Source organism: Rhodoferax sp. (assembly GCF_023700745.1).
GTDB lineage: Bacteria > Pseudomonadota > Gammaproteobacteria > Burkholderiales > Burkholderiaceae_C > Rhodoferax.
The window spans coordinates 1-17349 of record NZ_JAMPYG010000014.1 but is presented as its reverse complement, the minus strand read 5'-3'; the positions used below and the strand labels follow the sequence as shown (position 1 = coordinate 17349).

General features: G+C 60.0%; 14 protein-coding genes and 1 pseudogene. 4 read left to right on the top strand and 11 right to left on the bottom strand.

What is annotated here, in order from left to right; translation table 11 throughout:
- Positions 1-57 precede the first annotated feature (57 nt).
- Positions 58-603 carry a VUT family protein gene (locus tag NDJ10_RS11360; RefSeq protein WP_296162266.1) on the top strand — a complete coding sequence of 182 codons (546 nt, stop codon included), beginning with the start codon at positions 58-60 and terminating at the stop codon, positions 601-603.
- A 15-nt stretch (positions 604-618) separates the two neighbouring features.
- Here the strand turns inward: NDJ10_RS11360 and NDJ10_RS11355 are convergent, their stop codons facing one another.
- The 5 genes from NDJ10_RS11355 to NDJ10_RS11335 all read right to left on the bottom strand — a co-directional run bounded on the left by NDJ10_RS11355 (position 619) and on the right by NDJ10_RS11335 (position 6474).
- The gene (locus NDJ10_RS11355; protein ID WP_296162264.1) at positions 619-1659 is read right to left on the bottom strand and encodes an adenosine deaminase; all 1041 of its coding nucleotides are present in this window, start codon (positions 1657-1659) and stop codon (positions 619-621) included.
- Positions 1660-1722: 63 nt separating this feature from the next.
- A complete protein-coding gene (locus NDJ10_RS11350; protein WP_296162262.1) occupies positions 1723-2886 on the bottom strand; it encodes a BMP family ABC transporter substrate-binding protein in 1164 nt (387 codons plus the stop codon).
- Between the two features lie 63 nt (positions 2887-2949).
- Positions 2950-3870 (bottom strand): ABC transporter permease, encoded by a 921-nt coding sequence (locus NDJ10_RS11345; RefSeq protein ID WP_296162260.1) that lies wholly within the window; start codon positions 3868-3870, stop codon positions 2950-2952.
- Entirely contained in the window at positions 3870-4925 is a 1056-nt protein-coding gene (locus tag NDJ10_RS11340) for an ABC transporter permease (RefSeq protein WP_296162259.1), read from the bottom strand. The genes NDJ10_RS11345 and NDJ10_RS11340 overlap by 1 nt, the downstream gene beginning before the upstream one ends.
- Complete coding sequence (locus NDJ10_RS11335; RefSeq protein ID WP_296162258.1) at positions 4912-6474, bottom strand: ABC transporter ATP-binding protein; 1563 nt, start codon at positions 6472-6474, stop codon at positions 4912-4914. The genes NDJ10_RS11340 and NDJ10_RS11335 overlap by 14 nt, the downstream gene beginning before the upstream one ends.
- Before the next feature lie 146 nt (positions 6475-6620).
- Between NDJ10_RS11335 and xdhA the strand changes: the two genes are divergently transcribed.
- Together xdhA and xdhB are read left to right on the top strand one after the other, a co-directional pair.
- On the top strand, positions 6621-8087 hold the full coding sequence (xdhA, locus tag NDJ10_RS11330; RefSeq protein WP_296162257.1) for a xanthine dehydrogenase small subunit: 1467 nt from the start codon (positions 6621-6623) through the stop codon (positions 8085-8087).
- Positions 8084-10468, top strand: a complete 2385-nt coding sequence (gene xdhB, locus NDJ10_RS11325) for a xanthine dehydrogenase molybdopterin binding subunit (protein WP_296162255.1) — start codon at positions 8084-8086, stop codon at positions 10466-10468. Before xdhA ends, xdhB begins: the two co-directional genes overlap by 4 nt.
- 11 nt (positions 10469-10479) lie before the next feature.
- Here the strand turns inward: xdhB and NDJ10_RS11320 are convergent, their stop codons facing one another.
- The 6 genes and pseudogenes from NDJ10_RS11320 to NDJ10_RS11295 form a co-directional block, all read right to left on the bottom strand.
- Complete coding sequence (locus NDJ10_RS11320; RefSeq protein WP_296162253.1) at positions 10480-11103, bottom strand: Crp/Fnr family transcriptional regulator; 624 nt, start codon at positions 11101-11103, stop codon at positions 10480-10482.
- Between the two features lie 64 nt (positions 11104-11167).
- Positions 11168-11884, bottom strand: coding sequence for an ABC transporter ATP-binding protein (locus tag NDJ10_RS11315; protein WP_296162251.1), 717 nt, complete (start codon positions 11882-11884; stop codon positions 11168-11170).
- Between the two features lies 1 nt (position 11885).
- Positions 11886-12656 (bottom strand): ABC transporter ATP-binding protein, encoded by a 771-nt coding sequence (locus tag NDJ10_RS11310; RefSeq protein ID WP_296162250.1) that lies wholly within the window; start codon positions 12654-12656, stop codon positions 11886-11888.
- 26 nt (positions 12657-12682) lie between these two features.
- Positions 12683-13768, bottom strand: coding sequence for an ABC transporter ATP-binding protein (locus NDJ10_RS11305; protein WP_296162248.1), 1086 nt, complete (start codon positions 13766-13768; stop codon positions 12683-12685).
- Positions 13769-13779: 11 nt separating this feature from the next.
- Positions 13780-14709: a branched-chain amino acid ABC transporter permease gene (locus tag NDJ10_RS11300; protein ID WP_296162247.1), complete on the bottom strand. Its 930-nt coding sequence runs from the start codon at positions 14707-14709 to the stop codon at positions 13780-13782.
- 213 nt (positions 14710-14922) lie between these two features.
- Positions 14923-15879, bottom strand: a pseudogene (locus tag NDJ10_RS11295) (replication-associated recombination protein A); the annotation flags it as partial.
- A gap of 181 nt (positions 15880-16060) precedes the next feature.
- Between NDJ10_RS11295 and NDJ10_RS11290 the strand changes: the two are divergent.
- On the top strand, positions 16061-17332 hold the full coding sequence (locus NDJ10_RS11290) for a site-specific integrase (protein WP_024569565.1): 1272 nt from the start codon (positions 16061-16063) through the stop codon (positions 17330-17332).
- Positions 17333-17349: the final 17 nt, after the last annotated feature.

The window sequence follows — 17349 nt, the reverse complement described above, 5'->3', positions numbered from 1 at the left end:
CGACGGCAGAATGCATGGATCGCCACCGCCTGCGGCCTCGCGCGCGATAATCGCCGCATGAAAATTTCCCTGAAAACGCCTCTTTTAAAGCTCTGGCGGCCCATTCTGGCCATGCTGATCGTCATCGTTTCGTCCAATTACCTGGTGCAGTTTCCCATCAACGACTGGCTGACCTGGGGTGCTTTCACCTTCCCGGTGGCGTTTCTGGTGACCGATCTGACCAACCGTGCCGTTGGCACCCAGGCGGCCCGCCGCGTGGCCTGGACCGGCTTTGCCATTGCCGTGCTGGTGTCCCTGGCGCTGGCGCCCTGGCGCATTGCGGTGGCGTCGGGCGGTGCCTTCATCGTCGGCCAGCTGCTTGACATTGTGGCGTTCAACAAACTGCGCGCCATGTCGTGGTGGAAAGCACCGCTGATCGGCTCCCTCGTGGCCTCGGTGGTCGATACCGGCATCTTCTTCTTTTTGGCCTTTGCCGGTTCCGACATGAACTGGCTGACACTGGCCATGGGGGACCTGGGCATCAAATGGCTGATGGCCGCCGTGCTGCTGGCGCCCTACCGCGTCATGCTGCCGCGCCTGCAACTCTGGGTGCCAGTTCGCTAGCAACGCTGCCCTGGGTCACTCGAAGGTCTCGAAGACTTCGGCCAGGCGGTCCTGAAAAACCCGCAGGGCTGATGCCTCGATGAAGCTGGCAGAAAAACTGTTGTGCGCCAGCTGGTACGCCTGCTGGGTGGTCAGCCCCAGCGCCGCAAAGGTCTGCATGAAGTTCTCATTGAGGTAGCCGCCAAAATAGGCCGGATCGTCCGAGTTGACGGTGGCCACCAGGCCAGCTTGCAGCATGCGGCCCAGGTTGTGCCGGGTCAGCGCCGGGAATACTTTTAATTTAAGGTTGGACAACGGGCACACCGTCAGGGGAATGCGGTCGTGCACCAGCCGCGTCACCAGCGCCGGGTCGCGCATGGCCTGCACGCCATGGTCGATGCGCTCCACCCGGAGCACATCCAGCGCGCTCCAGATGTAGGCCGGCGGGCCTTCTTCGCCCGCATGCGCGACCAGCCGAAAACCCAGGGCACGCGCCCTGGCGAACACTTTGGCAAACTTTTCTGGCGGATGGCCGAGCTCGCTCGAAGCCAGACCGATGCCAACCAGCTTGTCGCGCAGGGGCAGCGCCTGCTCCAGCGCCTCAAAAGCCTCATGCTCGGGCAAATGACGCAGGAAACACAGGATCAATGAAGCGCTGATGCCCAGTTGCGCCTTGGCATCGGCACAGGCCCGGTGCAGGCCGTTGATGACCACCTCGGCAGCCAGGCCGTGGCCGGTGTGCGTTTGCGTGTCGAAAAAAATCTCGGTGTGCAGCACGTTGTCTGCCGCGGCGCGCTGCAGGTAGGCCCAGGCCATGTCATAAAAGTCCTGCTCGACTCTCAACACCAGCGTGCCCGCGTGGTAAATGTCCAGGAATTCCTGCAGATTGTTGAACACATAGGCGCGGCGCAACGCTGCCACGTCCGGATAGGGCACGGTCAAGCCATTGCGCGCCGCCAGCGCAAACATCAGCTCGGGTTCCAGCGAGCCCTCGATGTGCATGTGCAGCTCGGCCTTGGGCATGCGCCGGAGCAGCTCGGGCAGGCGTTCAGGGGGGACAGGTTTCACTTGTCGCATGGTAAGTTTGTAGCACAGTAAAAAGCCGCCCGAAGGCGGCTTGCATCGTGGATCAAATCTGGCTTACTTGGCGCCCGGCACCTTGCCTTCAACGCCTTTGACGTAGAAGTTCAGACCACCCAAGAACTTGTCGTCCGCCACGCTGTCCTTGGCGATCTGCACCTTGCCGGTGTTATCAAGAATGGGTCCCTTCCAGATGGCAAAGCTGCCGTCTGCCAGACCTTTTTTGACCTCTTCCACTTTGGCTTTGGTCTCGGCAGGCACATCTTCAGCGATCGCCACAATGTCGATCGCGCCTTCCTTCACGCCCCACCAGGAGTGAACGCCCGCGCCCGCTTTCCAGCTGCCGTCCAGCGCTTCCTTGGTGGCTTTGATGTAGTACGGACCCCAGTTGATCACGGCCGATGCCAGATGGGCTTTGGGGCCATAGGCGGTCATGTCGGAGTCCCAGCCAAAGGCGCGCTTGCCCTTGGCTTCGGCCGTCTTGAGCACGGCGGGGGAGTCGGTGTTCTGGAACAGCACGTCAGCACCGCCGTTGATCAGGCTGGTGGCAGCTTCGGTTTCTTTCGGTGGGTCGAACCAGCCGTTCACCCACACCACCTTGGTTTTGACCTTGGGGTTGCTGCTTTGCGCGCCGAGGGTGAAGGCGTTGATATTGCGGATGACTTCGGGGATCGGAATGGAGCCGACCACACCCAGCGTGTTGGACTTGGTCATCTTGCCGGCAATCACGCCCGCCATGTACGCGCCTTCATAGGTACGGCTGTCGTAGGTACGCAGGTTGTCGGCCTGCTTGTAGCCGGTGGCATGTTCGAACTTGATGCCTGCGTTGTCAGCGGCCACTTTGATCATGGGTTCCATGTAACCGAAAGTGGTGCCGAAAATGAGCTTGTTGCCCTGCCCTGCCATGTCGCGCAGCACGCGCTCGGCATCGGCCGATTCGGGCACGTTTTCCACAAAGGAGGTAACGATCTTGTCGCCAAACTCGGCCTCAAGGGCCTTGCGGCCGTTGTCATGGGCAAAGGTCCAGCCACCGTCTCCCACCGGGCCGACGTAGGCAAAGGCAATTTTCAGGGGCTCTGGCTTGGGCGCAGGTGCAGAAGCTGCCGGCGCGGGAGCGGGTGCAGGTGCGGGCTCTTCCTTCTTGCCACAACCCACCAACGCAGCAGCGGCCACGGCGGTGAGTGCGGCTGCCTTGAGCAGCGAGCGTTTGTGCAGATCAGTCATGTGTTTTCCTTATCAAGGGACGGGTTGGACAGCGAGAAAAAATGGAATTATGAACCCGAAAGTTCAGGCCCCAGGGTAAAACGGCTTACCCAGGCTGGTGGGCATGTTGATGCGGATCCACTGCGGCTTGCGCGAGATCAGGGCCAGCACCACGATGGTGGCCACATAGGGCAACATGGTCAGGAACTGCGGCGGCACGTCGACGCCCATGCCCTGCAGGTGAAACTGCAGCATGGTGACGCCACCAAACAAATAGGCACCCAACAACACGCGAGCCGGGCGCCAGGTGGCAAAGGTGGTCAGGGCCAGCGCAATCCAGCCTTTGCCGGCCACCATGCCTTCGACCCACAAGGGGGTGTAAACCACCGAGATATAGGCCCCGGCCAGGCCACACAGGGCACCACCGACCACCACGGCCAGCAGCCGGATCAGGCGCACCGGGTAGCCCAGTGCGTGGGCCGACTCGGGGCTCTCGCCCACGCTGCGCATGACCAGACCCTTGCGGGTGCGGTACATGAACCAGATCAACAGCAGCGCCAGCAGCACCGTGAGGTAGACCAGTGGGTGGTGGCGAAACAGGGCCGGGCCAAACCAGGGAATGTCTGACAGGCCAGGCATGGCGAAGCTGGCGCGCTCGGGGATTTTGGCCTGCACAAAGTTGGTGCCGACAAAGGCTGAAAAACCGGTGCCAAACAGCGTCAAAGCCAGGCCGGTGGCGTACTGGTTGGTGTTGAGCCAGATCACCAGCACGCCAAAAATGGCGGCCAGCAAGGCACCCACGGCCATGCCCGCAAGAAAACCCATGATGTCAGAGCCGGTGGCCACCACGGTGGCAAAACCGGCAATGGCAGCGCACAGCATCATGCCCTCGGCGCCCAAATTGACAATGCCCACTTTTTCGTTGATCAGCAGGCCCAGCGAAGCAATGGCCAGCACCGTGCCCGCGTTGAGCGTGGCGGCCAGCAGCAAGGCGTAGGATTCCATCACTTGCTCCACTTCAGACGGTAATTCACCAAGGTGTCGCAAGCCAGCAGGCTGAACAGCAGCAAGCCCTGAAACACGCCGGTGAGCGATTTGGTGAGCCCCAGGCGCGACTGCGCGAGTTCACCACCAATGTAAAACATGCTCATCAAAATGGCTGAGAACACCATGCCAACCGGGTGCAGACGCCCCACAAAAGCCACAATGATGGCGGCAAAACCGTAACCCGCCGGTACATAGGGCGTGAGCTGGCCGATGGGGCCGGCCACCTCCAACGCACCGGCCAGCCCGGCTGCGCCGCCCGACATCAGCAGCGCCGTCCACAGCGCCTTGCGCGAAGAAAAGCCGGCGTAGCGTGCCGCCGCTGGCGCCTGCCCGCCCACCTGCAAGGCCAGACCGGCACGGGTGCGAAACAAAAACACCCACAGCCCGGCGACGCTGAGCAGCGCCAGCAGGGCGCCAATGCTCACCCGCGAGCCCTCAAACAGGCGCGGAATGCGGGTCACCGCCTCAAAGGTCTTGCTTTGCGGAAAGTTGAAGCCCATCGGGTCCTTCCAGGGCCCGCCGACCAGATAACTCAGCAGCTGCACCGCCACATACACCAGCATCAGGCTCACCAGGATCTCGTTGGCATGAAAGCGGTCGCGCAGCAGCGCTGTCAGGCTGGCCCACAACATGCCGCCAAACACCCCGGCCAGCAGAATGGGCAGCACGATCCAGCGGCTGCTGTCGGCGTTGGCCAGCAGCGCGATACCACCGGCAAAAATGGCGCCGATGATGTACTGGCCTTCGGCGCCAATGTTCCACACGTTGGACCTGAAACACACGGCCAGACCGAGTGCAATGATGAGCAAGGGCGTGGCCTTGACCAGCAGTTCACCGAGCGCATAGGCGTTGTGAATGGGCAGCCAGAAAAACATCTCCAGGCCCTTGAGCGGGTCCTTGCCCAGCGCCGAGAACATCAGCGCACCGATGAGCACGGTGACCAGCAGCGCCAGCAAGGGCGAGCCATAGGTCCAGGCCCGGGAGGGTTCGGGACGTGCTTCAAGCTTGAGCATGGGAACCTCCTGGCTGGCCGGCGGAATCAGGCTCCGTCGGCTTTTCGTCCCAGAGCCCGCTCATCCAGAGCCCGATGCGCTCAATACTGGCTTCTGCGATAGGCACTGAGGGCGACAACTGGCCTTTGGAAATCACATGCAAGCGGTCACTCACCTCGAACAGCTCCTCAAGTTCCTCGCTCACCACCAGCACCGCGCAACCAGCGTCGCGCAGCGCCAGAATTTCACTACGGATCTGGGCCGCAGCGCCCACATCAACACCCCAGGTCGGTTGCGAGACGATGAACAGTTTGGGCTGGGCGTCGATCTCCCGGCCGACAATGAATTTCTGCAGATTGCCACCCGAGAGCGAACGCGCCAGCGCGCGCGGACCAGCAGCCTTGACATTGAACGCCTGGATGAGCTTTGTCGCGTGTTGCTCCAGCGCCCGCGGCCTGATCCAGCCGCCAGCCAGTTTCGGCATGGAAATGGATTCTGTTCGTGTCAGCAGCAGGTTGTGCGCCAGACTCAGATTCGGCACAGCACCGCGCCCGAGCCGCTCTTCCGGTACAAAGTGCAGGCCCAGCTTGCGGCGTCCCCCGGGATGCATGGCCGACACATCGGTCTCACCCATGCGAATGCTGTTTTTGGGCGCACGGCAGTCTTCGCCCGACAAGGCATACATCAGCTCTTTTTGGCCGTTGCCGGAAACCCCGGCAATGCCCACCACCTCACCGGCACGCACCTGCAGGCCAATGTTGTCAAGGTCTATGCCGAACTGATCCTCACGGGACAGACTGAGCCCGTTCACGTCCAGCACCACAGCGCCTGGCTGCTGTGCACGGTGCTGCAGTTGCGGCGGCTCGGCACCGATCATCATGCGCGACAGGGAAGCGTTGGACTCCTCGGCAGGATTGCAGACCCCGGTGACGCGGCCAGCCCGCAGCACGGTGCAGGCATTGCACAGCTCGCGTATTTCATGCAGTTTGTGACTGATGTACAAAATGCTGCAACCCTCGCTGGCCAGCTTTTTCAGCACCACAAAAAGCTTGTCCACCGCCTGGGGGGTGAGCACCGAGGTTGGCTCATCCAGAATCAGCAGCTCCGGGCGCGTCAGCAGGGCACGGATGATTTCAACCCGCTGCATCTCGCCCACGCTCAGGGTATGCACCGGGCGCGCCGGATCAACGTCGAGTCCGTACTCATTGGCCTTGGCCACGATGCTGGCGGTGACCTGGTCCAGGGAACTGCGCGCCAGGCCGAGCCAGACGTTTTCTGCCACGGTCAGGGTGTCAAACAAATTGAAGTGCTGAAACACCATGCTGATGCCGTTGGCCCGCGCATCCTTGGGGTTGCGGATCTGCATGACCTGCCCGTTGATCCTGACTTCACCGGCATCGGGCTTGACCGCGCCATAAATGATTTTCATCAGGGTGGATTTGCCGGCGCCATTTTCACCGAGCACCGCATGGGTCTCACCGGGCATCACCGTCAGGCTCACGTCACTGTTGGCGACCACGCCGGGATAGCGTTTGGTGATGCCGGACAGTTGAAGACGGGGCGTGGTCATGAACAGATTGGTCAATTAAATGAAGTGTCGTTTTTACCAGCAAAATGCCTTGAAATCTGGAATCGTGATGATCAGGTTCGACATTTGCTCTATGCTTATGACCGTGGTGCCACAGATCACCATCAACCTTCATTCCGAGCGCCTTCATGAACCCACCCCTCCTGCAATTTGTCTGGCGCGGCGAGATTGTCACACTGCCGCATGTTCCGCCCACCCGCACGCTACTGCAATTGCTGCGCGAGGACCTGAACCACAGCGCCACCAAGGAAGGTTGCAACGAAGGCGACTGCGGCGCCTGCACCGTGGTGCTGGCTGAGTTGCAAGGCGAGCAGGTGCGCTACAACGCTGTCAACAGCTGCATCCGGATGGCACATGCCATCAATGGCATGGCGCTGTGGACGGCCGGTGATTTGACGGCCCCGGACGGCACACCGCACCCGGTGCAGCAAGCGCTGCACCAGTGTCACGCCAGCCAGTGCGGTTTTTGCACGCCCGGTTTTGCCATGAGCCTGTTTGGCCTGTATCAGAACCGGGTGCTGAAAGACCGGCCGGTCAGCCGCACCCAGGCGCAAGCGGCGCTGTCAGGCAACCTGTGTCGCTGCACCGGTTACCGGCCCATCCTGGACGCGGCCGAGCAGATGGGCGCCCTGCCACCGGTGCATGTTGACGAGGCGCGCCTGCGCGAGCAACTGGCAGGCATCGCGCCCGCCAGAAGGGACCAGGCCAACGCGCCTACCTATGACGCACCGACCCGCCTGGACGCACTGTTGGCGGCCCGGGCCGCCCGGCCGCAGGCCCAACTGGTGGCCGGCTGCACCGATGTTGGCTTGTGGATCAACAAATTGCACATGGATTTTGCGCAGGTGCTCGACGTCACACGCGCGGCCGAGCTCAGGACCATCGAAGTTCAGGACAGCCACACCGTCATTGGTGCCGCGGTCAGCCTGAACGATGCCTTTGCTGCGCTGGAACGGGATCGGCCACAACTGCACGCTTTTTTCAGCCGCTTTGCCGGCCTGCCGGTGCGCCATGCCGGCACACTGGGTGGCAATATCGTCAATGGCTCACCGATTGGCGACAGCATGCCACTGCTGATCGCCCTGCGCGCCAGCGTGCTGCTGATGAGCGTGCGCGGCCAGCGCGAATTGCCCTTGGAAGCCCTTTACACCGGCTACCGCAAAAATGTCATGGCCGCAGACGAAGTGCTGGCCTTTGTCCGGGTGCCCCGGCCCCAGCCCGGTGAATTGCTGCGGGTCTACAAGGTCGCCAAGCGACTGGAGGACGATATTTCTGCGGTGTGTCTGGCGATCCATCTGCAATTGCAGGACGCACGCGTGATGCGGGCCTCGGTTGGCCTCGGTGGTGTGGCGGCCACGCCGGTGCGCGCCATGCAAACCGAGGCTGCGCTGACCGGCCAGGCCTGGACACACGACGCCGTCACCCAGGCCAAAGCTGCCCTGCGGGGCGAGTTTCAACCCATCTCGGACCTGCGCGCCAGTGCCGCCTACCGCGTGCAGGTGCTGGATGGGTTGATGGAACGTTTCTGGCTGGAGAGCCAGGGCGTGCAAGACGCCAGCCTGGACGCCTTGACCCTGGCAGGAGAAAACGCATGAACGCCCCTTCGCCGGCTGGCACCGAGCCCCTGTCATCCAGCGGCCAGCCACACCCGCACGAGAGCGCCGCGGCGCAGATTGCCGGTGCCGCCACGTATATCGACGACATCCCGGAACTGCGCGGCACGCTCTATGCCGCTCCGGTACTGTCCAAGGTCGCCCACGGCAAGCTGCTCGGCGTTGACACGCATGCGGCACTTGCCCTGCCCGGTGTCCATGCCGTGCTGCTGGCAGCCGACGTGCCCGGCAGCAAGATGCTGGCCGCCTTTGCCGGCGATGAGCCTGTGTTGGCGCAGGACACGGTGCAGCACGTCGGTCAGGTCATTGCCCTGGTGGTGGCCGACAGCGTGATGCTGGCACGCCGTGCAGCGCGACTGGTGACGCCGCACATCGAACCCCTGCCCGCCATCCTGGACGTGCGCGCGGCCCTGGCAGCGCAAAGTTTTGTGCTGCCGCCCGTCACGGTGCGCCGCGGCGATGCGGCCCAGGCCCTGGCACGCGCACCGCACACCCTGCAAGGCACATTCGAAGTCGGCGGCCAGGAGCACTTTTACCTGGAAGGCCAGGTGGCTTACGCGTTGCCGCAGGAGCAAAACCAGTGGCTCATTCACAGCAGCACCCAGCATCCCGGCGAAGTGCAGCACTGGGTCGCCCATGCGCTTGGACTGGACAACCATGCGATCACGGTGCTATGCCGGCGCATGGGTGGCGGTTTTGGTGGCAAGGAAACACAGGCGGGCCATGTGGCCGTGTGGGCAGCGCTGGCTGCACACCGGGTGAAGCGACCCGTAAAGTTGCGGCTCGACCGCGACGATGACTTCATGATCACCGGCAAGCGCCATCCGTTCAGTTATGACTTCCGCGTGGGATTTGACGACAGCGGCCGGCTCTGCGGCCTGCAGTTGCAGATGCTGGCGCACTGCGGCTTCAGCGCCGATTTGTCGGGACCGGTGGCAGACCGGGCCATTTTCCATGCCGACAACGCCTACTTTTTGCAGGATGTGGAGATCACCTCGTACCGCTGCAAGCTCAACACCCAGAGCCACACCGCGTTTCGCGGCTTTGGCGGGCCGCAGGGCATGATCGTCACCGAAGCGATTCTGGGCAACATCGCCCGCCATCTGGGGCTTGACCCGCTGGCTGTCAGGCTTCGCAACCTGTACTGCGATGAAACGCTGGAAGATCGCCATAACAAAAGTACGTCCATCCAGCAGCAGCGCAACACCACGCACTACGGCATGAAGGTCGAGGGCAATATCCTGCAGCCACTGATTTCAAAACTGGCGCTGACCGCACACTACCAGCAGCGCCGTGACACCATTGCCAGCTGGAACCAGAACAGCATGGTCATCAAACGCGGCATTGCCCTGACGCCGGTCAAATTTGGCATCAGCTTTACCGCCACCCTGTTCAATCAGGCGGGTGCGTTGGTGCATGTCTATCTGGACGGCAGCGTCACGGTCAACCACGGTGGCACCGAAATGGGGCAAGGCCTACACACCAAGGTGGCACAAATCGTGGCCGACGAACTCGGTGTGCCGCTGGCTCACGTGCGGGTGAGCGCCAGCGACACCGGCAAGATCCCAAATGCCTCGGCCACCGCCGCGTCTGCGGGCACCGACCTCAATGGCCGCGCCGCCCAATTTGCCGCACGCCATATTCGCGACAACCTGGCAGCCTTTGTCTGCGGCCTCGACGGTGTCGGCGCCGGTGCCGTGCAATTTGCTGCTGGCCTGGTGAGCACGCCCAAAGCCACGCGCAGTTTCACCGAAGTGGTGGCGCAGGCTTACGCCAACCGCATCCAGTTGTGGAGCGACGGCTTTTACCGCACGCCCAAAATCCATTACGACAAAATCACCCTGACGGGGCGACCGTTTTACTACTTTGCCTATGGCGCAGCGTGCACCGAGGTGGCCATCGACACCCTCACCGGCGAGAGCCGTGTGTTGCAAGTGGACATCCTGCACGACGTGGGCCGATCCATCAATCCGGCCATCGACATCGGGCAGATTGAGGGCGGCTTTGTGCAAGGCATGGGCTGGCTCACTTCGGAAGAACTGGTGTGGAACGACCAGGGCCTGCTGACCACGCACGCGCCCAGCACTTACAAAATCCCCACCGCAGGCGATGTGCCCACCCATTTCAAGGTCGATTTATGGCCTGAGCCCAACCCCGAGGACAACGTGTTTGGCTCCAAGGCCGTGGGCGAACCCCCGCTCATGCTGGCCATCAGTGTGTTCGAAGCGCTACGTGAGGCAGTCGCCCTGGCGCGTGGTGACGGACAAGCGGTACAGCTGAATGCACCCGCCACGCCAGAGCGGGTGTTGTGGGCGCTACATAATCAGTTGGGGTCAGAGCACGTCACTGGGCGAGTGGTCTGACCCACAAGGTTTCAGACTCCTGCCAGCGAACGCAGGGCGTTGGGGTTGACCAGATTGAGCACACGGCCGGAACCGCTGATCAGGCTTTGTTCGCGCAGGTGACGCAGCACGCGCGAAAAGGTCTCGGGGGCAATCCCCAGTTGCACAGCAATGCTGCGCTTGCGCTGATGCAGTTCAACCGCCATCTGACCCTGGGCGCCAGACTGGGCATGGCTGAGCAGCCACTCGGCACAACGCGCCTCGGCGTCCTTGGCCAATCGGCTCACGGCAAACTCGGTCTGCCGACGGTGTGCCATGGCCACATCGGTGAGCACGGCCTGGGCGGCTTCAGGCAGACCGGCAATGCCTTTGCTGAAATCGTCCATGCTGACCTGGCGCAACTCGACAGGGGTATCAGCCAAAGCATCCACCAGGTGCGGCATATTGAGCACCGCCGAACTGGCGTCGAGCCAGCAGGGTCCTTCCAGCACGCCGATCTGATGTTCCATCAAACCATCTGCCAACACACCCAGCGCGACCCGTCCAGATTCGATGTAACTGACCCAGACCGGCTTGACACCGTGTTGCAGCAAGAGCTGTCCGCGGGCAATATTTTGGGTCTGGGCACTGGGATCAATGGTATTGACGGTAAACATGACCGTTACTTTGCAGTGCCTGACCCGTCTAAATCTTGAGCAATATCAATGAATATGAAAAAACTTATTCACCCAGGTAAGCCGCGCGCACCTTGGGATCATGCAACATGGTTTTGCCGTCACCCGTCATGGTGATCAGACCCGAATCCATGACATAACCACGGTCGGCAATGGCCAGGGCACGGCTGGCATTTTGCTCCACCAGCAGGATCGTGACGCCCTGCGCGTAGACCTCACGCACCACATCAAAAATCTTGTCCACCATGATGGGTGACAGGCCCATGGAAGGCTCATCGAGCAGCAACACCTTGGGCCGGCTCATCAGCGCCCGGCCCATGGCCAGCATTTGTTGCTCACCGCCGCTCATGGTACCGGCCAACTGGTCACGGCGCTCCTTGAGGCGCGGGAAGGTGGTGAACACCCGGTCAATGTCCTGCAGAATTTCGGCCTGGTCATTGCGAATGTAAGCCCCCATCTGCAGGTTTTCGATGATCGTCATGCGGGTAAACACACCACGGCCTTCGGGCACCATGGCCAGGCCCTGTTTGACCAGGTCCCAGGGGCCCTGGCCGCGAATGCTTTTACCCAGATACTCAATGTCGCCATCGTTGATGGGCAGTGAGCCGGTGATGGCTTTCATGGAGGTGGTTTTGCCGGCGCCGTTGGAGCCGATCAGTGACACCAATTCGCCTTCACAGACCTCAAAATCGACACCCTTGACGGCTTGAATACCGCCGTAAGCCACTTTGAGGCCTTTGACTTTCAATAATACTTCGGCCATGTCAGTGTCCTCCGGTGCCCAGATAGGCTTCAATCACTTTTTCGTTGCGCTGCACATCAGCCGGCGTGCCCTCTGCTATCTGCTTGCCGTAATCGAGCACCGTGACGCGATCGCACAGGCCCATGACCAGTTTGACGTCGTGCTCGATCAGCAAGATGGTGCGGTTGTCGTTGCGGATCTTGTCGATCAGTTCGCGCAACATCACTTTTTCGGTGCTGTTCATGCCGGCGGCGGGTTCGTCCAGGGCAATCAGTTGCGGGTCAGTGGCCAGGGCACGGGCAATTTCCAGACGCCGCTGGTCGCCATAGCTCAGGGTGCGGGCCTTGTAGTCGGCCAGGCTGCCAATGCCCACATAGTCCAGCAACTCTTGGGCACGTTTGGCAATGGCCGCTTCTTCGGACTTGAAACCGGGCGTGCGAAACACCGCGCCAAGCAAGCCGGAATGGGTGCGCACGTGGCGTCCCACCATGACATTCTCAAGCGCTGTCATTTCGGCAAAAAGACGGATGTTCTGGAAGGTGCGGGCAATACCGGCTTTGGCCACCTCATGCACCGCCGTGGGCTGGTAGGGCTTGCCAGCCAGCTCAAAGGTACCGGTGTCGGGGGTGTAGAGCCCGGTGAGCACGTTGAAAAACGTGGTTTTGCCAGCGCCATTGGGACCAATCAGGCCATAGACCTGGCCGCGCCTGATCTGGATGCCCACATCGCTCAAGGCCTGCAGGCCGCCGAAGCGTTTGGATACGCCGGCAACGTTGAGTACGGTGTCTGTCATGTCATTTCTTCTTGGGTAGGGTCGCGTCAGGGCTTGGTGGTTTGCAAGGATTTGCCGTGCTCGGGTGACGGCCACAAACCACGCGGACGCAGCAACATCACAATGATCATGGCCAGCGCAATCAGCAATTGACGCAGGATGGACGCGTCAAGACGTCCGCCAGTCATGTTTTGCAGCGGCCCGGCCACGTAACGCAGCACTTCGGGCAAGGCGGACAGCGCCACCGCGCCCAGAATCACACCAGGCAGGTGACCAATACCACCCAGCACCACCATCGCCACAATCATGATGGACTCCATCAAGGCAAATGACTCCGGCGAAATAAAGCCCTGGAACGAGGCAAACATGGCACCGGAGACTCCACCAAACGTGGCGCCCATGCCGAAAGCCAGAAGTTTCAGGTTGCGCGTATTGATGCCCATGGCCTTGGCGGCAATTTCGTCCTCGCGAATGGCCATCCAGGCGCGGCCCACGCGGGACAGTTGCAGCCGGTGCGAAATGATCACGCTGACCACCACCAGCACCAGGAACAGGTAGTAGTACAAGGAGACCGAGGCCAGCTGAAACCCGAAGATTTCCACCTTTTTACCCAGACTCAAGCCAAAAAAGGTCAGCGAATCGATTTGCCCCAGGCCCTTGGGGCCATTGGTGATATTGACCGGATGGTCCAGGTTGTTCATGAAAACGCGAATGATCTCGCCAAAGCCCAGCGTCACAATGGCCAGGTAGTCACCACGCAGCCGCAAGGTCGGCGCCCCCAACAGCACGCCCAGCAGTCCGGCCAGGCCAGCCGCGGCCGGAATCACCAGCCAGATCGGCAAATGCATGCCATCCGGGAACATGGCGGCAATGACAGGGAAAGTATCGCTGAGGTGGGGTGAGGCCAGCAGCGCGTACATGTAGGCGCCAATGGCAAAGAACGCCACGTAACCCAGGTCGAGCAAGCCGGCGTAACCCACCACTATATTCAGCCCCAGCGCCAGCAACACATAAAGCAGGGCCATGTCGGCAATGCGCACCCAGGCATTGCCAAACCCTTGCAGCAACAGGGGCAGCACCAGCAAACCCAGCGCCGCCAGCAAAAATACGATGATCTGTTTTTGTTGTTTCATGCTCTGTCTCCTTACGCCCTGTCAGCCACCCGCTCACCCAGCAGGCCTGAAGGTCTGAGTGTGAGCACGATGATCAACACAACAAAGGCAAAAATGTCCGAGTAGTGGCTGCCCAGCACGCCCCCCGTGAGTTTGCCAATGTAGCCGGCCCCCAGCGATTCGATCAGTCCCAGCAAAATGCCGCCCACCACGGCACCGGCCAGGTTGCCAATGCCACCAAAAACGGCTGCGGTAAAGGCCTTGAGCCCGGGCAGGAAGCCCATGGTATGTTGCACCGTGCCGTAGTTGGCCGCCCACATGATGCCGGCAATGGCCGCCAGCACGGCACCAATCACAAAAGTGGCCGAAATCACCAGGTCAGGTTTGACCCCCATCAGCGCCGCCACCCGCGGATTTTCAGCGGTGGCACGCATGGCACGCCCCAATTTGGTGTAATTGACGAGCCACATCAGGGTGGCCAGGGCACAGGCCGTGACCCCCAAAATCAGTACCTGCGTGACAGAAATCACCGCGCCACCAATCTCGTAGGGCGCACCGCCAATCAGGTTCGGGTACGGTTTGTAGTTGGGCTTCCAGATGATCATGGCCAACGTCTGCAGCAAGATCGACATGCCGATGGCGGTGATCAGCGGTGCCAGGCGCGGGCTGTTGCGCAACGGCCGGTAAGCCACCTTTTCAATTGTGAAGTTGAGCGTGGCCGCCACGATGCAGGCAATCACCATCGCAATCAGCAGAATGATCCAGCCCGGTGCGCCGGGCATGGCTTCCTGCATCAAGCCGATGATGGTCCAGCTGGTCAAGGCCCCCACCATCAACACTTCGCCGTGGGCGAAGTTGATCAGGCCAATGATGCCGTACACCATGGTGTAGCCCAAGGCCACCAGAGCGTACATGCTGCCCAACACCAGGCCATTGATGACCTGCTGGATCAAGGTTTCCATACTTGTTTCTTCTCCGATTTTTGGCCGGTTGAGGTGTCAACAGGGTTGTTGACGCGTTATGCAGCCTTATGAGCCTTGCCAGTGTGTTGGTAGCAAGGCTTCCAACGACGTATTTGAGTGGCAGGATTGTAGCCACGGGGCCTCTCCATAACGGTGCAATCCAATCCGGGTAAACCCTTGCACTTTCTACTCACATGCAAGACCAATGCCACCTTAACGCGCTTGCTGATTGCGCTCTTCTAGGGCACGCAGTTTGTCGGCAATCTTGATCTCCAGCCCGCGCTGCACTGGTTTGTAAAAACCAGGCGCGGCCATGCCATCAGGCAAATAACGCTCACCCGCCGCAAAGGCATCGGCTTCATCGTGCGCGTAGCGATAGCCTTTGCTATAGTCCAGTTCTTTCATCAACTTGGTGGGTGCATTGCGCAGGTGCATGGGCACCGGACGCGTGCCGTCCTGCTTGACAAAGGCCTTGGCTTCATTGAACGCCTTGTAGACAGCATTGGATTTGGGTGCAACCGCCAGGTAGACCACGCACTCAGCAAGAGCCAGCTCGCCCTCGGGCGTGCCCAGGCGTTCGTAGACCTCGGCCGCATCAAGCGCCAGACGCAACGCGCGGGGGTCGGCCAGACCAATGTCTTCGCTGGCCATGCGGATCAGACGCCGTGCCATGTAACGCGGATCTGCACCACCGTCGAGCATGCGCACCAGCCAATACAGTGCGGCATCGGGATCAGAGCCGCGCACGCTCTTGTGCAAGGCCGAGATGGTGTCGTAGAACTGCTCGCCCCCCTTGTCATAACGGCGCATGCGCTCGCCCAGCACCTTGAGCAGCCAGACATCGGTAATCTCGGCGCGCTTTTCCTGCGTTGCCGACACCGCCAGCGTCTCCAGCGTGTTGAGCAACCGGCGCGCATCCCCATCGGCATAAGCCACCAGCCGGTCAATTGCCTTGGGCTCGATCGCTGGCAACGCCTGCAAGTCCTGGGCTGAAGCCACGATTTGCCTTAAATCATCAGTCGTCAAAGGTTGCAAAACGTAGACAGCAGCACGCGACAACAGGGCCGAGTTCACCTCGAATGACGGGTTCTCGGTGGTGGCGCCAACAAAGGTGAACAACCCGCTTTCCACATGCGGCAAAAACGCATCCTGCTGCCCCTTGTTGAAGCGGTCACTAAAGCACTGTACTTTGTTATAAAATAACGACTTACGACGATTTTTAACAGACTTTTCGGCACAAATTTCTTGAACGCGGCACAAATTTGGCACAAACTTTTTTCTTTGTGCCGAACTGGCTTTCAGCAGTCGGCGGCCGCACACTTTTGCAGCCACATCACACGTAGGGGTTAGCATGTCCGTCTATACCGTTGAGTATTCCCGCAAGAACCCAGAGACCAAGCGGAACATCACAGTAGTCAAATACCGTGCCCAGGTAAAGCACAACGGCAAGGCTCATACCAAGCTGTTTGATACCGAGCGAGAAGCCAAGGATTGGGAAGCTCAGAAGGAAAAAGAGCTTTCGGGCATGGCCACGGTAGAGAACCTGATCGCCGAAGCGAACAAGATCACCATGAGAATGCTCTTGGCAGAGCACTTCAAGCAACACCTGTCCAAACAAAGCCCCAACTCCTACAAGACCAATCAAAATCGCAGTCTAAGGGCCATTCCTGAGTTCAAGATTCCCTACGAGCTGATTCACAAGCGGATCAACAAGTACAAGTACAGCAAGACGATTGTGCAGGCAATTATTGAGCAGACCCGAAATGATTCCTTTGACTACATGAAGGACGGAATTCCGTTTGGCGATTTTTTCGTTGAGACTGTAGATATGCAGCTCATCATTGCCTATATCAAGGCAAGAAAGGTGAAGGCAAACACCCTACTTCGTGAGCTTTCTACAATTTCGGGGGCTTTCACTCACGCCTATAAATACTTCACTGAATTTGAAGATGGCCTTGAAAACCCCGTCAAGAAACTTCCCAGAAACGAGAAGCCCAAGCCGGACAACAGTAGAAGAACCATCATCAATGAAGAACAAACATTGAAGATTGCAGAATATCTACAAATGAAGGCCAACCAAGAGCCCTACTATTGCTTCATCCAGTGCATCTACTCAGGCTGCCGCCGTGTTGAGTGTCTTTCAATGGAATGGGAAAACATTGACTGGAAAAATCAGACCGTCTTGATCCCGAAGACAAAAAACGGAAAGCCCCGTGACATCCCCATTGAGCCATCTTTCCTTGAATATCTAAACGACCGAAGGAAAGAAAAAGGCAAAGTCTTCAAGCTGACCTACTTCAACATGCGCGCTTATTGGGTTGAAGCAACAAAACAACTTGGCTACTACGATAATGAAAGAGAACGGCTTTACTTCCATGACACGAGAAGGACCGCCATCACGAACAATCTGCGTCAAGCCGAAGGCAACAACTTCAAGCTTGCCAAGGTCTTCGGATTGAAGACGACTGAGATTGAAAAACAGAAAGTTGCCATTGACCAAGACCTGTCAGGCATCATCCGCAAGCTACAAAACGGCGAGAAGCTGACACCCAAGGAAATCAGCTTGCTGGCTGGTCACAGCAGCACCAATGTGACCAATGACACCTACAATGCCGACCGCTAAAAATAGCAGCAGACAAG

Coding starts and splice junctions, on each gene's coding strand:
- xdhA (WP_296162257.1), top strand. CDS start 6,621: ATGAACCCACCCCTCCTGCAATTTGTCTGGCGCGGCGAGATTGTCACA.
- NDJ10_RS11315 (WP_296162251.1), bottom strand. CDS start 11,884: ATGGCCGAAGTATTATTGAAAGTCAAAGGCCTCAAAGTGGCTTACGGC.
- NDJ10_RS11335 (WP_296162258.1), bottom strand. CDS start 6,474: ATGACCACGCCCCGTCTTCAACTGTCCGGCATCACCAAACGCTATCCC.
- NDJ10_RS11310 (WP_296162250.1), bottom strand. CDS start 12,656: ATGACAGACACCGTACTCAACGTTGCCGGCGTATCCAAACGCTTCGGC.
- NDJ10_RS11340 (WP_296162259.1), bottom strand. CDS start 4,925: ATGCTCAAGCTTGAAGCACGTCCCGAACCCTCCCGGGCCTGGACCTAT.
- NDJ10_RS11345 (WP_296162260.1), bottom strand. CDS start 3,870: ATGGAATCCTACGCCTTGCTGCTGGCCGCCACGCTCAACGCGGGCACG.
- NDJ10_RS11360 (WP_296162266.1), top strand. CDS start 58: ATGAAAATTTCCCTGAAAACGCCTCTTTTAAAGCTCTGGCGGCCCATT.
- NDJ10_RS11320 (WP_296162253.1), bottom strand. CDS start 11,103: ATGTTTACCGTCAATACCATTGATCCCAGTGCCCAGACCCAAAATATT.
- xdhB (WP_296162255.1), top strand. CDS start 8,084: ATGAACGCCCCTTCGCCGGCTGGCACCGAGCCCCTGTCATCCAGCGGC.
- NDJ10_RS11300 (WP_296162247.1), bottom strand. CDS start 14,709: ATGGAAACCTTGATCCAGCAGGTCATCAATGGCCTGGTGTTGGGCAGC.
- NDJ10_RS11350 (WP_296162262.1), bottom strand. CDS start 2,886: ATGACTGATCTGCACAAACGCTCGCTGCTCAAGGCAGCCGCACTCACC.
- NDJ10_RS11305 (WP_296162248.1), bottom strand. CDS start 13,768: ATGAAACAACAAAAACAGATCATCGTATTTTTGCTGGCGGCGCTGGGT.
- NDJ10_RS11355 (WP_296162264.1), bottom strand. CDS start 1,659: ATGCGACAAGTGAAACCTGTCCCCCCTGAACGCCTGCCCGAGCTGCTC.
- NDJ10_RS11290 (WP_024569565.1), top strand. CDS start 16,061: ATGTCCGTCTATACCGTTGAGTATTCCCGCAAGAACCCAGAGACCAAG.